This is a genomic window from Vibrio sp. HB236076, assembly GCF_040957575.1.
In the GTDB taxonomy this organism is placed as follows: domain Bacteria; phylum Pseudomonadota; class Gammaproteobacteria; order Enterobacterales; family Vibrionaceae; genus Vibrio.
Genome location: NZ_CP162602.1, coordinates 80892 through 103650, shown reverse-complemented (window position 1 = coordinate 103650; position 22759 = coordinate 80892). Strand labels below are relative to the sequence as shown.

17 protein-coding genes and 2 tRNA genes are annotated in these 22759 nt (G+C 46.6%); 13 read left to right on the top strand and 6 right to left on the bottom strand.

Annotated features, from left to right (window positions below):
• The first annotated feature begins 559 nt into the window (after nucleotides 1-559).
• Nucleotides 560-1408 carry a Hachiman antiphage defense system protein HamA gene (locus tag AB0763_RS13705; RefSeq protein ID WP_306099750.1) on the top strand — a complete coding sequence of 283 codons (849 nt, stop codon included), beginning with the start codon at nucleotides 560-562 and terminating at the stop codon, nucleotides 1406-1408.
• A complete protein-coding gene (locus AB0763_RS13700; RefSeq protein ID WP_306099749.1) occupies nucleotides 1398-4547 on the top strand; it encodes a DEAD/DEAH box helicase in 3150 nt (1049 codons plus the stop codon). Before AB0763_RS13705 ends, AB0763_RS13700 begins: the two co-directional genes overlap by 11 nt.
• A gap of 227 nt (nucleotides 4548-4774) precedes the next feature.
• On the opposite strand, the gene AB0763_RS13695 is transcribed toward AB0763_RS13700, so the two are convergent.
• Nucleotides 4775-5653, bottom strand: a complete 879-nt coding sequence (locus AB0763_RS13695; RefSeq protein ID WP_306099748.1) for an AEC family transporter — start codon at nucleotides 5651-5653, stop codon at nucleotides 4775-4777.
• 545 nt (nucleotides 5654-6198) lie between these two features.
• On the opposite strand from AB0763_RS13695, the gene rbsD reads away from it, so the two are divergent.
• The 6 genes from rbsD to AB0763_RS13665 all read left to right on the top strand — a co-directional run bounded on the left by rbsD (nucleotide 6199) and on the right by AB0763_RS13665 (nucleotide 12163).
• Nucleotides 6199-6618 (top strand): D-ribose pyranase, encoded by a 420-nt coding sequence (gene rbsD, locus AB0763_RS13690; protein WP_306099747.1) that lies wholly within the window; start codon nucleotides 6199-6201, stop codon nucleotides 6616-6618.
• A gap of 9 nt (nucleotides 6619-6627) precedes the next feature.
• Nucleotides 6628-8133: a ribose ABC transporter ATP-binding protein RbsA gene (gene rbsA, locus AB0763_RS13685; protein WP_306099746.1), complete on the top strand. Its 1506-nt coding sequence runs from the start codon at nucleotides 6628-6630 to the stop codon at nucleotides 8131-8133.
• Nucleotides 8130-9110 (top strand): ribose ABC transporter permease, encoded by a 981-nt coding sequence (gene rbsC, locus AB0763_RS13680; protein ID WP_306099745.1) that lies wholly within the window; start codon nucleotides 8130-8132, stop codon nucleotides 9108-9110. The genes rbsA and rbsC overlap by 4 nt, the downstream gene beginning before the upstream one ends.
• 79 nt (nucleotides 9111-9189) lie before the next feature.
• A complete protein-coding gene (gene rbsB, locus AB0763_RS13675) occupies nucleotides 9190-10071 on the top strand; it encodes a ribose ABC transporter substrate-binding protein RbsB (RefSeq protein WP_306099744.1) in 882 nt (293 codons plus the stop codon).
• 82 nt (nucleotides 10072-10153) lie between these two features.
• A complete protein-coding gene (rbsK, locus tag AB0763_RS13670; protein ID WP_306099743.1) occupies nucleotides 10154-11077 on the top strand; it encodes a ribokinase in 924 nt (307 codons plus the stop codon).
• Nucleotides 11078-11155: 78 nt separating this feature from the next.
• Nucleotides 11156-12163 (top strand): substrate-binding domain-containing protein, encoded by a 1008-nt coding sequence (locus AB0763_RS13665; RefSeq protein ID WP_306099742.1) that lies wholly within the window; start codon nucleotides 11156-11158, stop codon nucleotides 12161-12163.
• Between the two features lie 20 nt (nucleotides 12164-12183).
• Here the strand turns inward: AB0763_RS13665 and AB0763_RS13660 are convergent, their stop codons facing one another.
• The 4 genes from AB0763_RS13660 to AB0763_RS13645 form a co-directional block, all read right to left on the bottom strand.
• Nucleotides 12184-14586 (bottom strand): hypothetical protein, encoded by a 2403-nt coding sequence (locus tag AB0763_RS13660; RefSeq protein WP_306099741.1) that lies wholly within the window; start codon nucleotides 14584-14586, stop codon nucleotides 12184-12186.
• A gap of 42 nt (nucleotides 14587-14628) precedes the next feature.
• Complete coding sequence (locus AB0763_RS13655) at nucleotides 14629-15297, bottom strand: hypothetical protein (RefSeq protein ID WP_306099740.1); 669 nt, start codon at nucleotides 15295-15297, stop codon at nucleotides 14629-14631.
• Nucleotides 15298-15351: 54 nt separating this feature from the next.
• Nucleotides 15352-15906 carry a hypothetical protein gene (locus AB0763_RS13650; protein WP_306099739.1) on the bottom strand — a complete coding sequence of 185 codons (555 nt, stop codon included), beginning with the start codon at nucleotides 15904-15906 and terminating at the stop codon, nucleotides 15352-15354.
• A gap of 341 nt (nucleotides 15907-16247) precedes the next feature.
• Nucleotides 16248-16883, bottom strand: coding sequence for a LuxR C-terminal-related transcriptional regulator (locus AB0763_RS13645; RefSeq protein WP_306099738.1), 636 nt, complete (start codon nucleotides 16881-16883; stop codon nucleotides 16248-16250).
• A 690-nt stretch (nucleotides 16884-17573) separates the two neighbouring features.
• Between AB0763_RS13645 and AB0763_RS13640 the strand changes: the two genes are divergently transcribed.
• The 4 genes from AB0763_RS13640 to AB0763_RS13625 all read left to right on the top strand — a co-directional run bounded on the left by AB0763_RS13640 (nucleotide 17574) and on the right by AB0763_RS13625 (nucleotide 19105).
• Nucleotides 17574-17660, top strand: a tRNA-Leu gene (locus tag AB0763_RS13640).
• Between the two features lie 6 nt (nucleotides 17661-17666).
• A tRNA-Cys gene (locus AB0763_RS13635) sits at nucleotides 17667-17740 on the top strand.
• A gap of 307 nt (nucleotides 17741-18047) precedes the next feature.
• On the top strand, nucleotides 18048-18497 hold the full coding sequence (locus AB0763_RS13630) for a MarR family winged helix-turn-helix transcriptional regulator (RefSeq protein ID WP_306099737.1): 450 nt from the start codon (nucleotides 18048-18050) through the stop codon (nucleotides 18495-18497).
• 182 nt (nucleotides 18498-18679) lie between these two features.
• A complete protein-coding gene (locus tag AB0763_RS13625; protein ID WP_306099736.1) occupies nucleotides 18680-19105 on the top strand; it encodes an organic hydroperoxide resistance protein in 426 nt (141 codons plus the stop codon).
• A gap of 83 nt (nucleotides 19106-19188) precedes the next feature.
• Here AB0763_RS13625 and AB0763_RS13620 read toward each other — a convergent pair whose 3' ends face one another.
• Complete coding sequence (locus tag AB0763_RS13620; protein WP_306099735.1) at nucleotides 19189-20067, bottom strand: LysR family transcriptional regulator; 879 nt, start codon at nucleotides 20065-20067, stop codon at nucleotides 19189-19191.
• A 314-nt stretch (nucleotides 20068-20381) separates the two neighbouring features.
• Here AB0763_RS13620 and AB0763_RS13615 point away from each other — a divergent pair, with 314 nt between their 5' ends.
• Nucleotides 20382-22712 (top strand): FdhF/YdeP family oxidoreductase, encoded by a 2331-nt coding sequence (locus AB0763_RS13615; protein ID WP_306099734.1) that lies wholly within the window; start codon nucleotides 20382-20384, stop codon nucleotides 22710-22712.
• Nucleotides 22713-22759 lie beyond the last annotated feature (47 nt).

Sequence of the window (22759 nt, the reverse complement as noted above, 5' to 3'; positions counted from 1 at the left end):
TCGAATCAGTACACCTAGTATCAATTTAGGCGGAATATACGAAAATCGAAGAGCCAAAAGCTTGGTCACTACCCTTGTCAATCATTGGTGTGTTTTTAACACTAGTTTTCGGGGGTTGGTCTACGGCTTTGAGTATTCGTCAGTCTAAGCTCTTTAAAGCTAAGGCTGTTTGCTCTACTCCGGCATTTTAATATAAAAAACGTCTAAGACTTCAACTTACTTTTCCTAATGAGACAGAAACGAAATAGTGCGGTTAGCTTAACTCGTTTCTGTCCATAGGCTTGCTGATGGGGCATGAAACACTAAATTGCCCATGATGTCTCAGCAAAGTGACACGCAGTTAACTCACATCAGAGCTTTGAGGAAATAAATAAAAGGTCTATCCTAGTTCCCTTATGTGTTTAGTTATATTATTTCTGACGCCGAAAAATTCTACAGCATGATTAATATCAAATAATACGGATGTGGCAGCAGCCAAGTCCCACAATCGATTGATTCCTTTAAACAGTGCATGAATACTAAGACGTAAACTACCCTCACATTAAGATACGGAAATTAAATGCCTTGGACTTCGGAGCATATTAACTGGCTCACTGATACAGGTGAACGACTGAAAACTGCCGATGGGAAGGAGGTAGAAATTTGGGCGTTCCATCATAAGAAAGACGAGGCTGTACTCTCCGCTTGGGCAAAACACTTTCGCAACCACTATTGCTTGGATACCGATATAGATTTCCTCAGAGGTCAGCAATCTCGTAAAGACTATCTCAATACTCTTAAATTCCCTTGTAGCTCAACAAAGCTTGGCCCCGGAATACGAGCGGGTGATTTTGGTGAAATTCTCGTTGCTGACTATCTTCAATGGTGTCTGGGCTTCTGGGTTCCCAGAATACGGTGGTCGTCGAAGGTTGTCCGAGATGAGTCACCCAAGGGCAGTGATGTTATTGGTTTTCGCTTCTGCAACCTGGATTACTCGACATCTCCAGAAGACCTTCTAATTGTATTCGAAGCTAAGACTCAGTTCTCAGGATCTGGGAAAAACAGATTACAAGATGCTATTAATGATTCAGCAAAAGATCACCTCAGAATAGGTGAATCGCTCCACTACATTAAGCAAAAGCTATTCGAGAAAGGAAGCAGAGGCGAAGCTCAGCTAATTGATCGATTTCAGAATCCAGTTGACATACCATATAAAGAGTCATTTGGTGCTGCGGCAATCATCTCAGATGAACATTTTGATGCAAATGTTATAGGGTCTTCGAATTGCGAGACAATCCCGAAGTCTCCAAAATCAAAGGAACATATCTCTCATCCGAACAGTGAAAATCTGGTTCTCTTAGTTATAAAGGGGGTCGACATGATGGCTTTGGTCCACGAACTATACAGGAGAGCTGCGGATGAAGCCTGAACAGAAATCCCAATTACTGCTTGGCGTCACGCGGTCAAAGGCTAAGATGATTGAGTATAGTGTTCCGGATGAACATCACATTAAAATCACACAAGATCCAGCCAAGCTTTTTCCTATTTCAATCGGCCTACTGGGTGACCTTGCCGCTACTATGAACCGAGACAATCCGGATCCCGAATTACTCTCCGATCTGAGGAGAAGCCTACTCTTTTCTGCCCATTTTTTTGATTCATATGTCCAGTCAAAGTTGAATGAGAGTCTGGATCCATATCTCCTACTAGTTGGAGCTTCTTCATACTATCTTTGTGATTTACCTGGAAGCGCTTCGGTACTAGCCCGGAAAGTAGATACTGATTTTCCAGATCTGGATGCTTACGGCCTGGAGAATCTTATTTTTTGGATGTTGCGAGGAGATATCTCTACATATTTTGGTGGTGCAGAGGGAGAACTCGGAAATTATATTGATGTCGTTTTCGAGGCGTTAGTAGAGTTTGTCAAGAATGGCACTGGTGAAAAAGAACTCTTAGACAAGCTTAGACAGCTAAGGAGTGCTGTTTATGAATTAGGTTCCCCTAGGCAGCTTCTTCTCGGTGATATTGCTACAGCCCTAATCAGAAAAAAAATTCAGAACTCCTGTTGGAATGCTCTTCCTTTCTATTCAGGGCTTTCAAGGAATAAATGGCAATCCTCAATTCAGAAGAAGTCTTTCATCAAAGAGCTGTGGCCAGCACAGCACCTGTTGGGAAGAGCAGATGTTCTCAAAGGTAAATCTGCTATCGTTCAAATGCCTACCAGTGCGGGAAAAACAAAAGCAGCCGAAGTTATTCTTCGTAGCGCGTTTCTGGCAGATCGCGTAGCACTGGCCATTATCATTGCTCCGTTTCGGGCACTATGTCATGAGATAAAAAACAGTCTCATTGAGGCGTTCCACGACGAACCCACTAAGGTGGATGAATTATCCGATGCCCTACAGACCGACTTCGAGATTGCCGAACTTTTGGGGCACCAACAGATCCTTGTTGTTACTCCCGAGAAGTTGCTTTACGTCCTTAGGCATGCTCCAGAGCTGGCAGATCACATTGGGCTATTAGTTTTTGACGAGGGCCACCAGTTTGACAGCGGCACCAGAGGCATAACATACGAACTACTCCTGACATCATTGCGCTCAATGATCCCTGAAAGAACTCAGAAGGTGTTAATCTCGGCTGTTATCAGCAACGCCAAGTCTGTCGGAGAGTGGCTGAACGGGGAACCTAATGTTGTTGAAGGCACGACTCTAATTCCGACCTTCAGGTCAGTCGGGTTCGCGAGCTGGCTTGATCAATTGGGAAGGATCGAATATGTCGACAGCCGTAATGCCGAACAAGGCGAGTTTTTCGTTCCGAGGGTAATCGAAAGATTCACTCTTGGACGGAAACCAAGGGAAACCACTGAACGTTTTTTTCCAGAACAAGCGATGAAACCTAATGGCAAGCCAAATCCTGATTTTGGGAAAACAGTAGCACTTTATCTAGGGTTGAGATTGGTCCCGAATGGTAGTGTCGCTATTTTTTGTGGGAGAAAATCAACAGCAGCAAGCATCTGCGATAAAATCGTCGATATTATCGAACGAGGCGCCCCCTTGGCCTTGCCGTCAGATTTCTCTGGCACCCAGGAAGTTGAACGGCTGAGACATCTGCATGTCGAAAATCTCGGTGCTGACGCCCCGGCGTCACAAAGCGCGGCTCACGGCGTTTTTTCCCATCATGGAAATACGCCGCATGGTATCCGTCTGGCGGTGGAGCATGCCATGCGCAACGACCTTGTGCGATTCGTTGTTTGCACATCCACATTGGCACAGGGCGTAAATCTTCCGATTCGATATCTCATCGTGACCAGTGTTTACCAAGGTATGGAGCGCATCAAAGTTCGTGATTTCCACAACCTTATTGGCCGAGCGGGTCGCGCCGGGATGCATACTGAAGGCAGTATCCTGTTTGCAGATCCGCTAATCTATGATAAGCGAAAGGTCCGTAGGGACAAATGGCGCTGGGAGCAAGTGAAAGAACTCCTTGAGCCTTCTAATTCAGAGCCATGTATTAGTAACCTCTTATCGATCTTCGACGCCATCAAGAGTGATGACGAGAAATTCATCATCACAATGGAGGCTCTGGATTTTGCCAAGGCCTACATCAACGATCCCGATGAAGTTACACAGTATGCTGCTAGGATAGCCGCACAACATCGGAACAAAGGATTCTCAAGAGATGGTGTCGAGCGGCAGGTCGCCTGGAGAATCAACCTCATCTGTGCCGTCGAGAGCTTCCTGTTATCCCATTGGGATGAATCCGAGGATGGTCTTTCAGAAACTGATGTGACCCGTCTGGCCGAAGGAACTCTGGCTTTCTTCCTGGCCGATGATCAGAAAAAGGAGCATATCCGTGAGTTGTTTCAGCTTCTTGCGGGGAACATCTCGGCAAATATCACTGATCCGGCTCGCCGCAAAATATACGGCAGAACACTTTACGGAATTCGGGATGCCCAAGCAATTGAGGGATGGGTTCAAGCCAACGTTGACAGCCTGCTTTCGATTGATGATGAAACAGAGGTGCTCGATCTTGTCTGGCCATTGCTTATCCGACATATCAACAGCGGCGTATTCACCAAGTTCGATAAGCCGGAGGTTCTTAAAGAAATCGCGCATGGATGGATCAGTGGAAAACCCTTTAACGATCTCCTCAAAATCATTCGAGAGCGAAAATGTAAGATGATTTGGGGCTCTCGGCGACGAGAGTTCAAGGTCGACCATGTTGTCGATGTTGGGGAAGGTAAGCTTGCTTACGAAGGAGCCCTCGTTATTGGCGCAGTGTGTGAACTCATCGAAACTCTGGGCCGAGACAGCGAGGACCTCATCAGTCGTCTGCATGTTTTTCAAAAGCGACTAAAATATGGGCTACCGACCGAAACAACCATAACTCTATACGAACTTGGCTTTTCGGACCGCGTCATCGCTCAGGATCTCACCACATCCTTGAGCCTAGATGCGCACCAGAAGAAGAATCTCGTGAAGGCACTGAAAAAAGATCGGGACGGAGCTAGGGCAGTGATGGAAAAATACCCAAGCTACTTTCAGGAGCGGATGAATGAGATCATGGGCTAATCACATTCATTCCGAAAGCAACCAGCGCCGTTAGTTCCTTGCTCTGCGTTTTGCTGCCGCTAATGTAAAGCGTCATCTGCATAGAAGTTTTAATCCGAAACTCAAAAATTAGAGCTTGGAATTCAACACGCTTTTGTCCAGAAACAAGTTACTTCCCAAGGTCACTGGATGAGTTCAGATAAAAGTCACTGCCCCTCACCGTGACCTCAAAATTTTCCGTTATTCCGCTACCCCAAAGACAGCGCTAATGTCAGTAACAACGGCAGGGTTAACAAGCCAAAAAAGTTGCCGAACAACACCATGGCCGCGACCTTATCGGGTTCATTATCCATCCGCTCAGCAAACAAGTAATTCATCACCGCGGGGGGCAACATGGTAAACAACACCATCATCTGCCGCTGCAAAGTGGGCAACTCAATAAAGGTATCAATCAATAAAAAGGCAATCGCGCCAGTCAATAGTGATTGTGCCGTACAAAGCAAACCAATTCTTAGCCCCGTCCAACGCATGTTTTTCATTTGTGAACCAAGCGAGAGCAGCATAATTGGCACCGCCGCTTGACCGAGTAAATGCGTTCCTTCGTACAGCGGGGCCCACAAGCCAATACCACTGAGGTTTAGCGCCAATGCCAGTAAGGTCGCCAAAAAAGTCGGCGTCTTTAAAATGTGTTTTATCGGGTTGCCTTGGCTCATGATCATCAGACCAAAACTGACGTGCAAGCACGATGAAATCACGAATAACAACACCGCGGAAGAAACGGCTTGGCTGCCAAACGTATAGGTAAACAGCGGGATAGCCAGGTTGCCACTATTGCGAAACATATGCGGCGGCGTCCAGGTTTTAAATCTGAGGCCAAAATAGCGACACAAAGGCCACATCACAACGAGCGGGACAAAAATCGACACTAAGGCGGCCATTAACAACGGCACTTGCTGTAAATCCAGCGGCATGGTCCCTAATGAAGAAAAGACCAAAGCGGGTAAGAAGAAGTCGATATTGAGGCGATTGATGGGGGCAAAGTCGGGGTTGATCGCACGTCCTATCACGTAACCAATCATGACTAAGAAAAACACTGGAAACAAAATACCAATAACAAGTTCGAACATAGCACACCGTGAGTTAGGTTAAAGCGATCGAATTTGATGATGCGCAAGAGAAACACCACGGGCAGTGCTGTGAGCTTCTTCCTTGAAGATCAAATTGCGTCGGGTAGAGCGTCGTCTACTTGCGCCACTATACCGACAGATGCTATGCCTGCCTAGTCATGACAACCAAACTCATAGCAAAGTGGTCGGTAAGTGGGTGACTATCGTCGTGAAATATGGGCAAATAAGTGTGATCTGGCTCATTGTTTAATTATTGATCTTATCAATCTATTCGATCGCAATCACATTTCAATTTCTGATCACTGGTGCTATCGAAACGTTTCGATATTATATCATCGAAACGTTTCGATGATGTTTTTGTTACACAGAAACGGCGATGAAAAGGGCAGGGTAAACTCACTTGCCAACACTTAAGCGCCGCACGTGAATAACCCGCACCATCGATCAACTGCTGCACAGAATAAGTCGACAATCAGCAGTCAATAATGACGATAAACGACAATACAGACTGTCAATAACGTGACACCCTACACAAAGGTCGAACAATGAAAAAAGCGACACTACTCAATGCTGAAGTCAGCCATCTGATTGCCCGTTTGGGCCACACGGATGAAATCACCATTGCCGATGCGGGTTTACCGATTCCGGCACCAGTTCAACGTATTGATTTAGCGTTAAAAGATTCGATACCCAGCTTTATTGATACCGTGACAACCGTATTGAGTGAATGCCAGATTGAAGCCCTGACGTTAGCCAGTGAAATGCGCGAACACAACCCCGAATGCCATCAACAGTTAATGGCGCTGATTGAGCAGGCTCGCCAACAAAGCGGCCGTGAGATAGTGGTTCATTACCTCAGCCACGAGCAGTTTAAAACCCAAACTCAGCGCAGTAAGGCGGTGATTCGCACTGGTGAGTGCACCCCTTATGCCAATGTTATTTTTCATTCTGGCGTGGTGTTTTAAGGAGCGTTTATGAAAGAGGCAATTTTACAACTGCTGGATATCGAAAAAGCGTTTCCCGGCGTAAAAGCCCTCGATAAAGCCAGTTTGTCGGTTTACCCCGGACGCGTGATGGCGCTCATGGGCGAAAACGGCGCTGGCAAATCGACCTTGATGAAAGTGTTAACCGGTATTTATCAAAAAGACGCTGGTCAAGTGCGCTATCAAGGGCAAAGTGTGAATTTTTCCGGCCCTCGAGACTCACAACAAGCCGGGATCAGTATTATTCACCAAGAGCTGAATTTGATCCCAGAGCTCAGTATTGCTGAGAATATCTTTTTGGGCCGTGAGATCACCAATCGCTTGGGCAAAATTCAGTGGCCGCAAATGCATCAGCAAGCGCAGCAGTTGCTCGACCGATTAAACATCAAACATAAACCCACTACCTTGCTTGGCGAACTGAGTTTAGGCGAGCAACAAATGGTGGAAATCGCCAAAGCGCTGTCGTTTGAATCGAAAGTGATCATCATGGACGAACCGACCGACGCCCTGACGGATACCGAAACGCAGTCGCTGTTTAAGGTGATCAACGAACTGCGCCAACAAGGGTGTGGAATTGTTTATATCTCTCATCGCTTGAAAGAAATTTTTGAGATCTGCGACGACATTACCGTGCTGCGCGACGGTCAGTTCATCGAGCAATGTGAAGTGGCCAAAATTGATGAGGACTACCTGATCGAAAAAATGGTCGGACGTAAGCTCGAAGATCAATACCCGCGTATCGCGCCACTGGCAGAAAAGAAATTAGGCTTAAAGGTGAATAACCTTTCTGGCCATGGCGTCAGTGATGTCAGTTTTCACGTTTACCAAGGTGAAATTCTCGGTGTCTCTGGCTTGATGGGCGCGGGGCGCACCGAATTGATGAAAATGATCTACGGGGCTCTACCTGCGCAATCGGGCACCATGGAACTCGATGGCGAGGCGGTGAACCCGACCACACCGCAACAAGGCCTTGAGTCTGGGATTGCTTACATCTCGGAAGATCGCAAAGGCGATGGCTTGGTGCTGGGGTTATCGGTCAAAGAAAACATGACCTTGTGTGCGATGAAGGATTTAACTCAGTGGGGCAAGATCAACCATGAGCAAGAGTCGTTTATCGTCGAGGATTTCATTCGTTTATTCAATATTAAAACCCCGAGCCAACAACAAATCATCGGTAATTTATCCGGTGGTAATCAGCAAAAAGTGGCGATTGCCAAAGGGTTGATTACTCGCCCTAAACTGTTGATTTTAGACGAGCCAACCCGCGGGGTGGATGTCGGGGCGAAAAAGGAAATCTACCAGCTTATCAACCAATTTAAGGCCGAGGGAATGGCCATTATTCTCGTGTCCTCAGAAATGCCTGAAGTACTGGGCATGAGCGACAGAATCGTGGTGATGCACGAAGGACGTATCAGTGGCGAGTTCACTCAAGAGCACGCCGATCAAGAAAAACTGTTGGCCTGTGCAGTAGGCAAACACAATGAGGTAGCAGCATGAAAACAACGGCCATTCAATCACAAGAGAAAGCGAAAAAATCTTGGCTGAGTAAAGAGACGTTAATCGAACAAAAATCACTGATTGCGCTGGTGTTTTTGATTGTGGTGGTGTCTTTTTTAAACCCTAACTTTTTTACCGTCGACAACTTGCTTAATATTTTGCGCCAAACCTCAGTCAACGCCATTATTGCCGTGGGGATGACCTTAGTGATATTAACTGCCGGCATTGACTTGAGTGTCGGCTCGGTACTCGCGCTGTGTGGGGCGTTTGCCGCCAGTTTGATTGCCATGGAAGTGCCGGTATTGATTGCGGTGCCGACCGCTTTGGTTGCGGGGGCTTTGCTTGGCGCCATTAGCGGTGTGATCATTGCCAAAGGAAAAGTGCAGGCCTTTATTGCCACACTGGTGACCATGACCTTGTTGCGCGGCGTCACTATGGTATACACCGAAGGGCGTCCAATTTCGGCGGGCTTTACCGACACCGCAGATCAGTTCGCTTGGTTTGGTACTGGCTATGGCTTTGGTATTCCCGTCCCCGTGTGGATTATGGTGATCGTATTTGCCGGCGCTTGGTACTTACTCAATCATACCCGCTTTGGGCGCTATATTTACGCCTTAGGTGGCAACGAATCAGCGACGCGACTTTCGGGCATCAATGTCGACCGTGTTAAGATTGGCGCTTATGCTATCTGTGGTCTCCTATCCGCCTTAGCCGGTATCATCGTGACCTCGAGACTGTCTTCTGCTCAACCGACGGCGGGAATGGGTTATGAGCTTGATGCCATTGCGGCGGTTGTTCTCGGCGGCACCAGCTTAATGGGTGGTAAAGGCCGTATTATGGGCACCTTGATTGGCGCCTTAATCATCGGCTTTTTGAATAACGCCCTAAACTTGCTCGATGTTTCGTCCTATTTCCAGATGATTGCCAAAGCGGTGGTTATCTTACTTGCAGTACTGATCGACAATAAAAATAAGTAATACCCTTAATCCTACTTTATCCATAACAAATAAAAGGGCAGTGGTAACGCTGCCCACTACAGACAAAAGGACCACTGTGATGAAAAAAACATTAGCCACTTTAATTTCGACTGCTTTGTTATCTTCCACCGTCAGTTTTGCTGCTCAAGCGCAAGATACCATGGCCATTGTCCTCTCAACCCTTAACAACCCGTTCTTTGTCACCATGAAAGAAGGGGCGGAGAAAAAAGCCGAGCAACTGGGTTATAACTTGATTGTACTCGATTCACAAAACGACCCGAGTAAAGAGCTTTCTAATGTGGAAGACTTAACCATTCGCGGGGTCAAAGCCATTTTGATCAACCCAACCGATTCAGATGCGGTGTCGAATGCGATCCGTTTGGCTAACCGCTCGAATATCCCGGTATTGACGCTAGACCGCGGTGCTTCTCGTGGAGATGTAGTCAGCCACATTGCATCAGATAATGTCTCTGGCGGTGAAATGGCCGGTAAATTCATCATTGAAAAAGTAGGTCAAAAAGCCAAAGTGATCCAACTTGAAGGGATTGCGGGAACGTCAGCGGCTCGTGAACGCGGCGAAGGCTTTATGAAAGCGGTCAAAGGCAGTGAACTTGACTTAGTTGCCAGCCAGCCGGCGGACTTTGATCGCACCAAAGGCCTCAACGTAATGGAAAACCTACTGGCCGGTAACCCGGATGTGCAAGCGGTATTTGCGCAAAATGACGAAATGGCCCTTGGCGCCTTGCGTGCGGTGAAAGCGGCCGGAAAAGACGTGATGATCGTTGGCTTTGATGGCACAAAAGATGGTATTGCCGCAGTCGAGCGCGGTCAACTTGGCGCCACCATTGCCCAGCAACCGGATATGATTGGTGCGTTAGGTGTTGAGATCGCCGACAAAGTACTAAAAGGCGAGCAAGTGGCCAACAACGTACCGGTTCCACTTAAAGTGATTAGTCAATAATCATCTGTTGCGCGGGCTAGGTTCCACTGGCTCGCGCCAATCTTCTCCTTTCCCGATTCGTTTGACCCAATAAGGTATTTTCATGAAGCAGATAGTTGTCCTTGGTAGTATCAACGCCGATCACGTGGTCAAGGTGGCGCAGTTTCCGGCGCCGGGTGAAACCTGCCATGCCCACGATTATCAACTGATCCCCGGCGGTAAAGGGGCAAATCAAGCGGTGGCGTGTGCGCGCTTAAATGCCAAGACCCACTTTATCTCAGCGATAGGTAACGATGACGTTGGTCGTTCAATGAAGCAAGGCTTCGCTGACCAAGGCATTGATACAACAATGATTTTTGAACAAGCAAACCAATCGACTGGCTTGGCGATGATCCAGGTGACAGAGCAGGGCGAAAACAGCATTTGTGTGTTTGCCGGCGCCAACCAAGCCCTAGATGACCAACAAGTGTTGCAAGCTAAAGCAAGTTTACAACAAGCGGATTATTTGCTGATGCAACTAGAAACGCCATTATCTGGCGTTGAACAAGCACTGACGCTGACATCGCAAATGACGACACCGCCACTGACCGTGCTCAATCCTGCTCCAGCGGTTGCGTTGCCCGATTCGATTTTGCGTGCTATCGATATCATTACCCCAAACGAAACCGAAGCGCAGATCCTGACCGGCGTGGCGGTTGAGGATGAACAAAGCGCCGCACTCGCCAGTGACAAACTTCACGACAAAGGCATCGATATCGTTTTGATCACCTTAGGCGCAAAAGGCGTTTGGTTAAGTCAGGCCTCGACCGGCGAACGTCAACTTATTCCAGGCTTTCGAGTCAAGGCGGTCGATACCACGGCGGCAGGCGATACCTTTAACGGTGCTTTAGTGTGCGCGTTATCGGAAGGGAAAAGCTTGGTTCAAGCAGTGCGTTTTGCCCAAGCGGCAGCGGCCTTGTCTGTGACTGCGTTTGGGGCGCAAACCTCGATCCCGACCAGAGCCGCTGTTGACGATTTTGTTGATTAAAACGCTCGTATTTTAACTGTCAACCATGTTATACATGACGGCTTTGTCTCCGTTATTTCACTGTATGAGAGGTATTAAATGGCGACAATGAAAGATATTGCGAAGCTTGCTGGTGTGTCGACCTCGACCGTGAGTCATGTGATTAACCAATCTCGCTATGTCAGTGAAGATATTACCGCCAAAGTACAACACGCCGCAAAAACACTGAATTATCATGCGCCTTCCATTTTAGGGCGCAGTTTGAAAAAAAATCGCACCCAGACGTTTGGCATGTTATTAACCACGTCGGTGAACCCCTTTTTTGGTGAAGTGGTTAAAGGGGTAGAGCGCCATTGTTACCAGCAAGGCTATCACTTGGTTTTGTGCAATACCGAAGGGGACAGTGAGCGGATGCAAGCCAGCATTGAAACCTTGTTGCAACGCCGCGTTGATGGTTTGATCATCATGTGCTCGATTATCGAAGCGCAGCAGCTCGATATTTTACAGCAATACCCTGATATCCCAGTGGTGTTAATGGATCGCGGTCCGATGCGTTTTCGCTGCGATAAAATTCAAGATAACTCACACCGCGGCGGGATGATGGCAACCGAATATTTGCTCTCGCAAGGTCATCAGCACATCGGCTGTATTACCGGCCCGATGCATTTGCGCCAAGCGTCGTTGCGTTACGCGGGTTTCGAGCAGGCGATGCAACAAGCAGGACAAGAGATTAACCGTGATTGGGTGGTGGAGTCGGACTTTGATTGCCAAGGTGGCATCGATGCGTTTGAGCGATTATGGGCACAATCGAACAAACCGACAGCCTTGTTTGTCAGTAACGATATGATGGCCTTGGGGGTGATTCAAGCCGCGCAGAAGCACGGATTGTCTTTACCTGCCGATCTGTCGATCATCGGTTACGATAATATTCACATGGCGCAGTTTTTTACCCCAGCGTTAACCACCATTCACCAACCGAAATACCGGATGGGCAAGGCGGCAGTCGAGGCGTTGATTGAACGTTTAAGAGTGCCGGACTTAGAAGAGCAACTCGTTGAGTTATTGCCTGAATTGGTTGTTCGTGACAGTGTCACTAAAAAACAGTAACTCTCTCAGGCAACAGCGTTTTAATATGTACGGATATTGAGTTGCCCAAGTTCGATAAAGGTGTCTTCAATCACATGGGCTTCTTTGATGGAGACGTACATTTCTTCGGCTTTGCCATCGTAAAAGTAGATGCGATAGTCACCCGGTGGCAACACGTCAAGCTCAAAGCCACCATCTGCACCGGTGAAGAAGGGGTAAGTTTGCGATGAATTGGCGCGCTGAAATTCACCGACTAAATCTTCAACCGGTTGATTGTTTTGATTGTGAAAGTTACCGGTAACAAAGTAGCCTTTGGTGATGTCGATTTCATAACTGCTGCCAGTACGGCGTTTGCTTAGCGCCGCCAATTGACCTGATACTAATTCTTCATTAAAGTCGAGCTCACTGCCGTCAACGCGAATATTTCGATAACTGCGATCGGCGATATCCAAAATTTGGCTGCTTTGACCCCCTTGTTCTTTAGGGATAATTTTCATTCGGCCATAGACGTCTTTTTCTAACGCGTATTTGTCTTCCAGTTTTTCTGGCAAACTCACAATGGTAAAGCTGTTATTCACAGGTGAGGTCCATTGAAAATCACTGCCGGCCCAGACAAGGCCCGTTTGCGCGCCAAGCGTCATCGAGCGGCTAGAGTAGTCGGTGTGCTCATTACTGGAATAAAGGCTGGCAGACCAATCAACGCGATCGCCGTAGAGTTTGGCATAGCCATCAAAGCCTTCGTAATCAGAGTCGACAAAGGCGGCACTGGTGCGCCAGTAATAATCGGTTTTGTATTGTGAGGCACTGATTTCATTGTTGTATTCTTCATCTTGGCTGTTGTAAGAAGAACGCGCATAAATACTGATGTTATTCCAGTTGAGCGGAAGGGAAAACGAAAAGTAGACGCTGGTCTCCGATTGGTTGTAATACTCTTGCCAGCGCAAATTCAAACTGGTGGTATAACGATTAAACCAACGATAACTGCTGTTGATCGACGCCGATTGCGATACGCGTTCGCCAGCGTTAAAGGTATTACTCAAGGTGTAAGAAAAGTAGCCGTTATCAAGCGGGGTATTGATCCCCGAGCTTAAGCTGACGGTGTGATTGAGCCCTTGGTAACTGGTACTGTCGGTGAGTGTATAAAACAAACTGAAGTTGTTAAATCGGTCGTAAAAAAACGTGGGGGCATAAAATTGCAATGTACCTTGGTTTACCTTGCTGCTGTCGCTGGTTTGGTGATAGCCACTCAGGGACAAAAAGTTATCGCCAATCGCAAAGTTATTGCGCAATTGGTATTTTTGCTCTTCTTCTTGCCACTCTACTAGAGGGGATAGGGTCCACCAGTCGGTTAAACCATAAGAGATGACCGCGTGGGCGCCCACTTTATCTTCTTCTAGGGTTTTGATGCCATCTTCGTCATAATCTTGCTCGACGCCCACCACCCACTGAGTTTCGATGTCGCCATTGAGTAATAACTGTGGGCTGTCAATCAGGTTGAAAAAGCGGCGTTGCTCATTGCCGCTGCGGTCGCGATACACCACTTCGACTTCATTAATTCCTTGCTCAAGGGGTAAATCACGCAAATTGTATTGCCCAGCAGCAAGGCGTAACACGCGATATTGCTCACCATTGATATTGATGGTCACTAAGGCGGCATTTTCTAATCGCAAAGGAACGCTGTTTGGGCGAACACCCCAGCTCAAATAGTCGGGTTGAAAAGAGTAAGACAAGCCAAACAAATCACCACCGGACAGGGTATTGATGTCGGTTTCGGTATAGTAATCACCAAGTTGTAGGTAACCCCAGTCATTGGGTAGGTCGTACATCATACGCATGATATTGCGCTGCCACTGTCCTTCGCCTGCATGATGCGCATAGCTGTAGGTATGGCGATCTTCAAAGGTGACATCACCGATGGCGATGGCGGCTTCAATCGTGGCACTGCTTGAGCTGTACTCGGTGTTCTTTAAATTTTGGTTATGATACCAACTGGTGTTGATGATGCCGCTAACAAAGTCCGGTTGAATATGCTGATAGTCATTGGAGGGCGTTCTCGACAGGCTACGCGTCATGGCTAAATCGATCACCTTTCGTTCGGTCACAGGAAGCGACAGCGTGATCAGCAACTCATCAAGGGAGTAATGACTGGTCCAGCCAAATTGTTCAAAATGGGTTTGAGAGACTTTCTGGCCTTGGATTTGTTGACGCAAAGTATCGAGGCGTTCACTGTCTAATTGCCCCTCTAATAAACTCAAGAGCTCGTTACCACTCAAAGCCCAATAGTTTTCATCTTCATCGTCTAGATAAGCCGTGACTTCATGTTTCTTTTCAAATAGTAATAAATCCAAAGGAAATTCCATTTCGGCTGCAAAAATCGACGCGGGCAATATAAGCGTCGTCAGTAAGACATAGAAAGGCCGTGTCAATGTGTGTGAAATAGACATCGCTTTCTCCTTTGAATGACGGTAACTGCCCTTTGGCGTTCATTATTGGGTGACAATATTGGCGGTTTGGTATTGACCTGAAATCCCAGTAAGGGGAATGTAAAGCTCGTTGCCAGCCAAAATATTGACATCGGGAAGGTCGCCCGAATAGCGTTGTTTCGCCTGGTTATTGACAAGATCCAGCTTCCAATTGCGTAAAATAATGTGTTTGCTACCACGGTTTTTTAACTGCAATTGATAGCGATTGTTCTTTTTAACGATATGGGTATTAAGATCCGCTTCTGCATCTTTGGGTGTGACATAAAAAGTGGTTGCGAAGTTATATTTTGTAATCACCCCAGTTGTTTTTAGTGAGTCAGATACATCCAGATCTAAAGAGTTAAATAACACGCGAAAAGATTGTTCTTTGGCGATATTTTTTTTACCGAGATAAATGACCTTGATTCGTTTTTTTTGCCCCGGGGAGAGAATGATTTTTGATGGAAAAACCCGAATAAGCTTGGTTTCCTGTAGGTTTTCTTCGCCATTCGAGAATATTTCTCTCGTGACGGCTTGTATTTGATATGCCGCTTTGCGTTGGCTGAGGTTTTCTAGTGTATAACTGCCAGACTTTTCTCCCACCGATAATGAAATAGATATGGGGGAAATATTAAAATTGGCCAATGCAGGTAAAGCGATAAAATAACTGAGGAGGAGAAATTTATTAAACATATTCGTTCACCTTGGAGAAAAAAGGAGGGCGTAACCCCTCCTAATGAGACGAAATTACAGAGCGTTGAGGTGGAAAGTTAACGTTTCTGAATAAACACCGGCATAGCTAAAGGTATCATCCGGGGTCATTTTGATTTTAAAGGTAGCAGTGTCAACACCTGAACCACCACCAACGGGTGTTAGTGTACCTGCACTTAGATCAGCCCCACCACTTAGCCCACTATCTAGGGTGAAATTCGTGCCGCTTACACCGGTAACAGTATATTCAACAGTCTTGGTAGCAAGACCATCGTTATTAGACATCACACCATTGGTGGCGACCACATCCACGCTGTAACCGCCAGAGGCATTACATTTCACTTTGCCGGTGATTGATTGCCCTTCAAGGTTAAAGTCATTGAGTTCGCTAGTGAAATAGGTTTGTGTGGTACCCAAATCATCAGATACAGAGTCACCGACATAGCCATCGCCACCGGTTGCCCACATACCGATGTTACAGATTTCTTCTACATTGGTTGTGATGGTGGTGGCTGCAGATTTATTTTCTGCTTGAGCATAAGTAGCGCCAGTTGCTGCGAGTACTGCCATTGTGATTGCTAACTTTTTCATAATATATCCCTTACTTTTGTCAACTGCTGATGTTAGTTATTTTGAACATGTATCTTGTCGCTTGCTGATACAAACTTGCCTTAACAAGATGATGTAATGATATGCCATAAATAAATAATCAGAGTGGGAAATAAGTATGAAATGACTGGCTGAAAAAATTGCCGATAAAGTAGGGTGAAAAAGTATGATGAATTTAATGAGAGTATGAGGTTTTTGTACTAAATATCAGTCTTCATTTTTTTTTGCTGTTTTTTATTATTTGTGGTGTAGACAAAAATAAAGCCAAGTATGAGGAATAATCATACTTGGCTTTCTCTATTTTTTAGGGGTAGATGGCGGGTTTACAAATGGCATTTTGCCCATTCAATGGCCTGTGTGCGGTTTTTTACTTCAATCTTTTTAAATATTTTATACAGGTGCGATTTAATGGTGTGTTCACTAACAAATAAGTTTTGAGCAATATCCATATTCGATTGCCCTTGCTTGAGCGAAATCAAGACTTGTCGCTCTCGTTTGGTTAAACTGCTGACTTCGGTGTTGGGCTCGAGAATATCACTTCGGGTGGTTTGCAAATAATCGAGTAACTGTTGTGAGAATCGTCTTGATAGCCAATTTTCGCCAATCACGATCGCCTTTAGGCCTTGGCAAACCCTCTCTAGTGAGTCATCCGTTTGAAAGACGCCTTTGAGTTTTTGCCATTGGGCAATGCTGTGTATCGGTGTGTCTGGGGCAATATTGAGTAAGACATTGGCGACCACCTTGTCATCGTGATTAAAGTGACGGCACATGTCGTCAGGCCACTCTAACTGACAATCAAAGACGTTGATGCAGCGAACCGAACTCTTGACTTGTTGAGCCTGCCGATAATCGACCAACTCAATCGGTAACTGTGTGTGTTGTACCAGTAAATGACAAAAGCTCTGGTTTTGGACACTAGGAGAAGCGAGTAATTGTATGCGCAACTGATCATCAAACATAATGACATTCCATTTCTGAGTAATAGTGCTCGGACTACCACTGGTTTAAGCCGTGTTATTATTGGTATGATAAATAAGCATGATGTTGATTATGAAACTCATACTTAGTATGGATAAATTATAAGACAATCATTATGACTATTAATGTGTTTGTCAGCTGTTTTTCAGGATATTGTCAATAAAATCCCATTTTGTCTCATATTCAAGACGTATCAGTGAGACTGAGTCCGCTTATGGCTAGGTGATTTTCTTCTTGTTGAGTCAAAAAGTATCAGCCAGCCGCCCTAAACGTCCCTCTATATTCAGTCGCCATAACGGACAATCATGGTGCCTCGCTTTGTTCAAAGTAATAAAGAAGCCTTATTTTTCCAAAAATAGCAGGGGAGAATGGAAAACGGAGTCGAAATACGCGCCCCAAGCCCTGGTGCTACACGGCAAGGTTCATCGCGCGATGGTTTCAACGAGCGATGGTTCAAAGTGCGATTGTCCAAAGTGCAATGGTTTATCACGTCGAGCTGTTGTGCATTTAATCAAAGTGCGGGATTAATCGACGTCTGGGTTCGCTTTTTAAACACTTGAATAAAAAACACGATTTTTTTGTTGACCTCTGTGCTTAATCGGTTAAAGTACGCCTCGTTCTAACGGCGAAGGTCGTTAGAACAGGTGGTGTTACCATCGCATGATTGCGTTGCCCTGGTGGTGGAATTGGTAGACACAAGGGATTTAAAATCCCTCGGCGTTCGCGCTGTGCCGGTTCAAGTCCGGCCCGGGGCACCATCTTGAGGCGTGTTGGCAGAGTGGCTATGCAGCGGATTGCAAATCCGTGGACCTCGGTTCGACTCCGGGACGCGCCTCCATTTTCTTTTCTTGTCTATTTCTTTTCTAGACCTATCCAAGTGAGTTTCCTTCTTACTGTTTATCTTTCTTTACTTTGTGTATCTTGTCTTTTCATTGATTCTACCCCTTGTTGTTTCGGGCTTGCATTGCTTTTTGCGCAATGAGGCTTTCTCCTTCATGCTCCTACAATGACTTCCAATTCAATTTGCTATTTTTTTCTGTAAATAGAGTGTGCTAGCATAACTTTATTGTGTTATCGACACAGAGCTTGGCGAAAAAAGACGTTGTGTTTTGCGCTAGGCTTTATTCCAGTAAGGCAAAATAACCATGAGTGATAAATCTCCCCCTGCATCATTGTTGGATCAGCAAGTGTGTTTTGCTCTTTATTCTTCCTCCCTGGCGATGAACAAACTCTATCGTCAGTTGTTAAAGCCTTATAACATCACATACCCACAGTATTTGGTGCTGCTGTGTTTGTGGCATCAAGAGGGGCAAACTGTGTCGCAGCTCGGCGAGCAATTGTTTCTTGATTCAGCCACCTTAACGCCCTTGTTAAAAAGAATGGCCAGCGCCAACTTAGTCACTCGTCAACGAGAAAGTCGTGATGAGCGAGTGGTGCGTATCTTTTTGACTGACCAAGGGCATGCGCTGCAAAATGAGATGGCAGAGATCCCTTCTCAAGTCCTTTCCGCCACTTGCCAAGAGCTCAATCAACTTGAGCGTCTCAAAGAGCAATTGGAAACCTTGCGTGAAAAGCTCAAAAAACAGGTTGATTGACGTTTTAGGTGAATTTTTTGTGATTTATATAGCGCGCTATTTAATTTTGCGCTACTGTAATAACGAAACAATCACAGTGATCTTGTTGCCGAATCAATGTTAGAGTGGATAAACTCTAATTAAGCAACAGGGTTGTTTGATTATCGATACGCATTACATGCTAACTCAACGAGGGATATCACATGTCTTTAGAAAAAACGCTATTTACTGCTCAAGCTTCTGTCATCGGTGCTCGCGACGGTCACGCTACCGCAGAAGACAAGCAAATTGATCTTCAGCTTACAACACCTCAAGCTCTTGGTGGTAAAGGCGGTGAAGGCACCAACCCAGAACAGCTTTTTGCTGCTGGTTATGCGGCGTGTTTTAACGGCGCGTTAAACCTAGTGGCGTCACAAGAGGGGGTTACTCTACCGGCTGAAACCAGCATTGAAGGTTTGGTTGGTATTGGTCCTATCCCACAAGGCTTCGGTATTGAAGTTGAGCTTCGTATCAACGTACCTGGCATGGATAAAGCACAGCTGCAAGCGCTTGTCGACAAAGCACACGTAGTTTGCCCATACTCTAATGCGACTCGCGGCAACATCGACGTAACACTAACTTTAGTATAAGTTGATGTATTAATTGACTTTTTGTCATTAAAATGATGCAAAGGCAGCCTGAGCGCTGCCTTTTTTGTGTCTGTCTGTCGCGCTTATTGACGGTGAGTGAGCAGTAATTCAATACAGCGTTTGACTAAGTGGCTTTGCGTGTCTTCGCGGCGAGCAAGCAAATACAACTGCGTGGTAGGTAAAGGCGTGTTTAATGAAGCAAACTGCAGCTGCGGGTTGTGGAGGCGATACTCTTCGCTCCATGGCAGTAAAGCACAAACATGACCCGCCTCCACACACTGAATCAAGTGATAGACGGAATCACATTCGATGTGAATGTTGGGTATCATTTGATGCGCAGAGAAAAAGGCATCACTGAGCTGACGAAAGTACATGGCTTTTGATAAGGTCGCCAATGGCAGTTTTCCGAACTGTGCTAAGTCCACCACCTTAGGTAAGGTAAAGTGGTGTTGATGATAAAATAAACCCAGTGGCGCACTAAAAAAAGGATGCGATGTTAGCTCGGTATCAAGGTGTTTTTCACGATAACTGATGGCCAAATCGATTTGATTGTTCTTGAGTTGTTCGTGTATCTCTTTGGTCGACAGGGTGTGTAATTGGCAGCGAATGTTGGGAAAAACTCGATTTAGGCAAGTGAGTAAGTCGGCTGGATTGACGCCGGATAGGGGCACCATGGCAATGCGAATCAAGCCGTGGTTTTGTGAATGGCAATGAACGGCTTCAGCCATTAAGCCTTGGTAGTTGGCCAACAGGGTATTGGCCCAGACTAGGATGCGTTCACCTTCTTCAGTAAAACCTTCAAATTTTTGTCCGCGTCGAATTAAAGTCAGATCGAGCTCTTGTTCGAGTTGTCGAATACGTTGCGATAAGGTCGGTTGGCTAATGTGGCACAACGCGGCCGCTTGGCCAAAATGTTGGGTTTTATCTAAGGCGACGAGGTATTTGAGTTGTTTTATATCCAATGAAAAGCCACCGATTGGGAAAGGGATTTGATTTAACCACTGTCGTTGATTTCCTGCAACAGCAATTCTAGCTTATCCCTAATGTCATCGGCCCTCCTTGGCTTAGATCGCAAATCAATCTCGACCGTCGCGATAGAAGTATTCAATCACTCAGTAGATAACATCAATTGGCCAATGTTGACAAAAATCTCTACCATGTAAACCAGGTTATCAGTTTGTAATAAGGTCGCTAACCATCGGAGACTGAGTGGATGGCGAAAAAGAACAATAAAAACGTTTTGCTGGCTAAGAGTTAAAAATCAGGAGGCGATGTGATGTCAAAGTCGACAGTGAGAGAGTACCACCACCCCGCGGCAGGGTGGGGCGCATTAAAAAGTGTCACCAAGAGTTGGATGGCCAGTGAGCGAGGGTTAAAAAACCTCCGTGCCATGTTAAAGACCAATCAAAATGGCGGTTTCGACTGTCCGGGATGTGCTTGGGGCGATGCCCCTGAAAGCGGCTTGGTCAACTTTTGTGAAAATGGCGCCAAAGCAGTCAATTGGGAGTCCACGGCTCGCTTGGTTGGGCGCGATTTTTTTGCTGCGCACCGCGTTTCTTCACTCGCCAAACAAAGTGATTATTGGTTAGAGCAGCAAGGTCGACTCGCCGAGCCCATGCGCTATGACGCACAGCGGGATCAATACGTACCGATTTCTTGGGCAGAGGCCTTTTCGTTAGTGGCGACGCATCTCAATCAGCTGTCTTCGCCGGATCAAGCAGAGTTTTATACCTCCGGTCGAGCCAGTAACGAAGCGGCTTTTTTATATCAATTGTTTGTCCGCGCCTTTGGCACCAATAATTTCCCCGATTGCTCGAACATGTGCCATGAAGCCAGTGGCCAAGGGTTAAAAAGTACCATTGGGGTGGGCAAAGGCACCGTGGTGTTTGACGATTTTGCCAAAGCCGATGCCATTTTTGTTATCGGCCAAAACCCAGGTACCAATCACCCGAGAATGCTTGAGCCATTGCGTGAGGCGGTCAAGCGCGGCGCCAATGTGGTGTGTATTAATCCGCTAAAAGAAAGGGGATTAGAGCGTTTTCAAAACCCGCAACACCCGATAGAAATGATCACCAATGGCTCTAAGCCGACCAGCAATCGCTATTTTAGACCCGCATTGGGTGGCGATATGGCGGTGATGAGAGGGGTGGCTAAGTTTTTAATTGAATGGGATAAACTGGCCAAAGCCAATCAAAAACCATCGGTGATTGATCACCACTTTATCGCCGAGCACACTCAGGGTTTTGAGCAGTATATGGCAGAAGTGGAAGCGACGTCTTGGTCACATATCAAAGCGCAATCGGGCATGAGCTTAAAAGACATTGAGACCATTGCTACCCTGTATAGCCAATCAGAGCGCGTGATCATGTGCTGGGCGATGGGGCTTACCCAACATCGACATTCCGTGGCGATCATTCAAGAAGTGGTCAATGTACAATTGCTACGCGGTAACGTGGGGAAACCGGGGGCGGGCTTATCCCCCGTTCGCGGTCACAGCAATGTTCAAGGCGATCGGACCATGGGCATTGATGAAAAACCGCCGCAAGTTTTATTAGATGCGATTGAAAATACCTTTCAATTTCGTGTGCCACGCCATGAAGGGCACAACGCGATCCAAGCCATTCAGGCGATGGAAACGGGGCAGTCTAAAGTCTTTATCGGCCTTGGCGGCAATTTTGCTCAAGCGACACCTGATACGCCGCGTACCCATCGTGCGCTGCAACAATGCGATTTAACCGTACACATTGCGACCAAATTAAACCGCTCTCACCTGGTGACCGGTAAAGACGCGTTAATTTTGCCTTGTCTTGGTCGCACCGACAAAGATTGGCAAGCGAAGGGCTACCAAGGTGTGACGGTGGAAGACACCTTTAGTATGGTGCATTTATCGTTTGGACAACTGGCCCCGCGCTCTACTGAGATGAAATCAGAGCCGGCGATTATTGCGGGTATCGCCGAAGCAACGCTAGGCAAAGCGCCCATCGATTGGTCTTGGGTGGTGGAAGATTACGACCGGATCCGCGATTACATTGCTAAAACGATTAAGGGATTTGAAGATTTTAATCACAGGTTAAGACAGCCTGGCGGTTTTTATTTGGGCAACAGTGCGGCGCAAAAGCAGTGGCTAACGAGCTCACAGAAAGCGAATTTTATCGCCAACCCGTTGCTGACGTCTTTGGTTGAGCATTTAGAACTCAGCGATGACAACCAGCCCGATTTGATTTTGCAAACCCTGCGATCACACGACCAGTACAATACGACCCTCTATGGTTTAGACGATCGGTATCGAGGGGTGTTTGGCGCGCGTGATGTTGTGTTCGTCAATCCAGAAGACATCGCGGCGATGGGCTTTCAAGCTGGCGACCGAGTGGATTTAACCTCAATGTGGCCCGACGGCAAGCACCGCTCGGTGAGACAATTTCAATTGGTGGCGTATGACATTCCCCGTGGTCAAGCGGCGGCCTATTACCCAGAAACCAATCCACTCGTACCACTAGAAAGCCATGGCCTGGGCAGTTTCACACCGACATCTAAGTTTATTGCCATTAAGCTCAGCGCGTCTCAGGCCGATCCGACGGCACTTGACGTCTCGACGGTGACAGAGTAGGTGAGTACGGAAAAAAGCAAATGCGCTAACCCCAGTGAGTGGGGTTG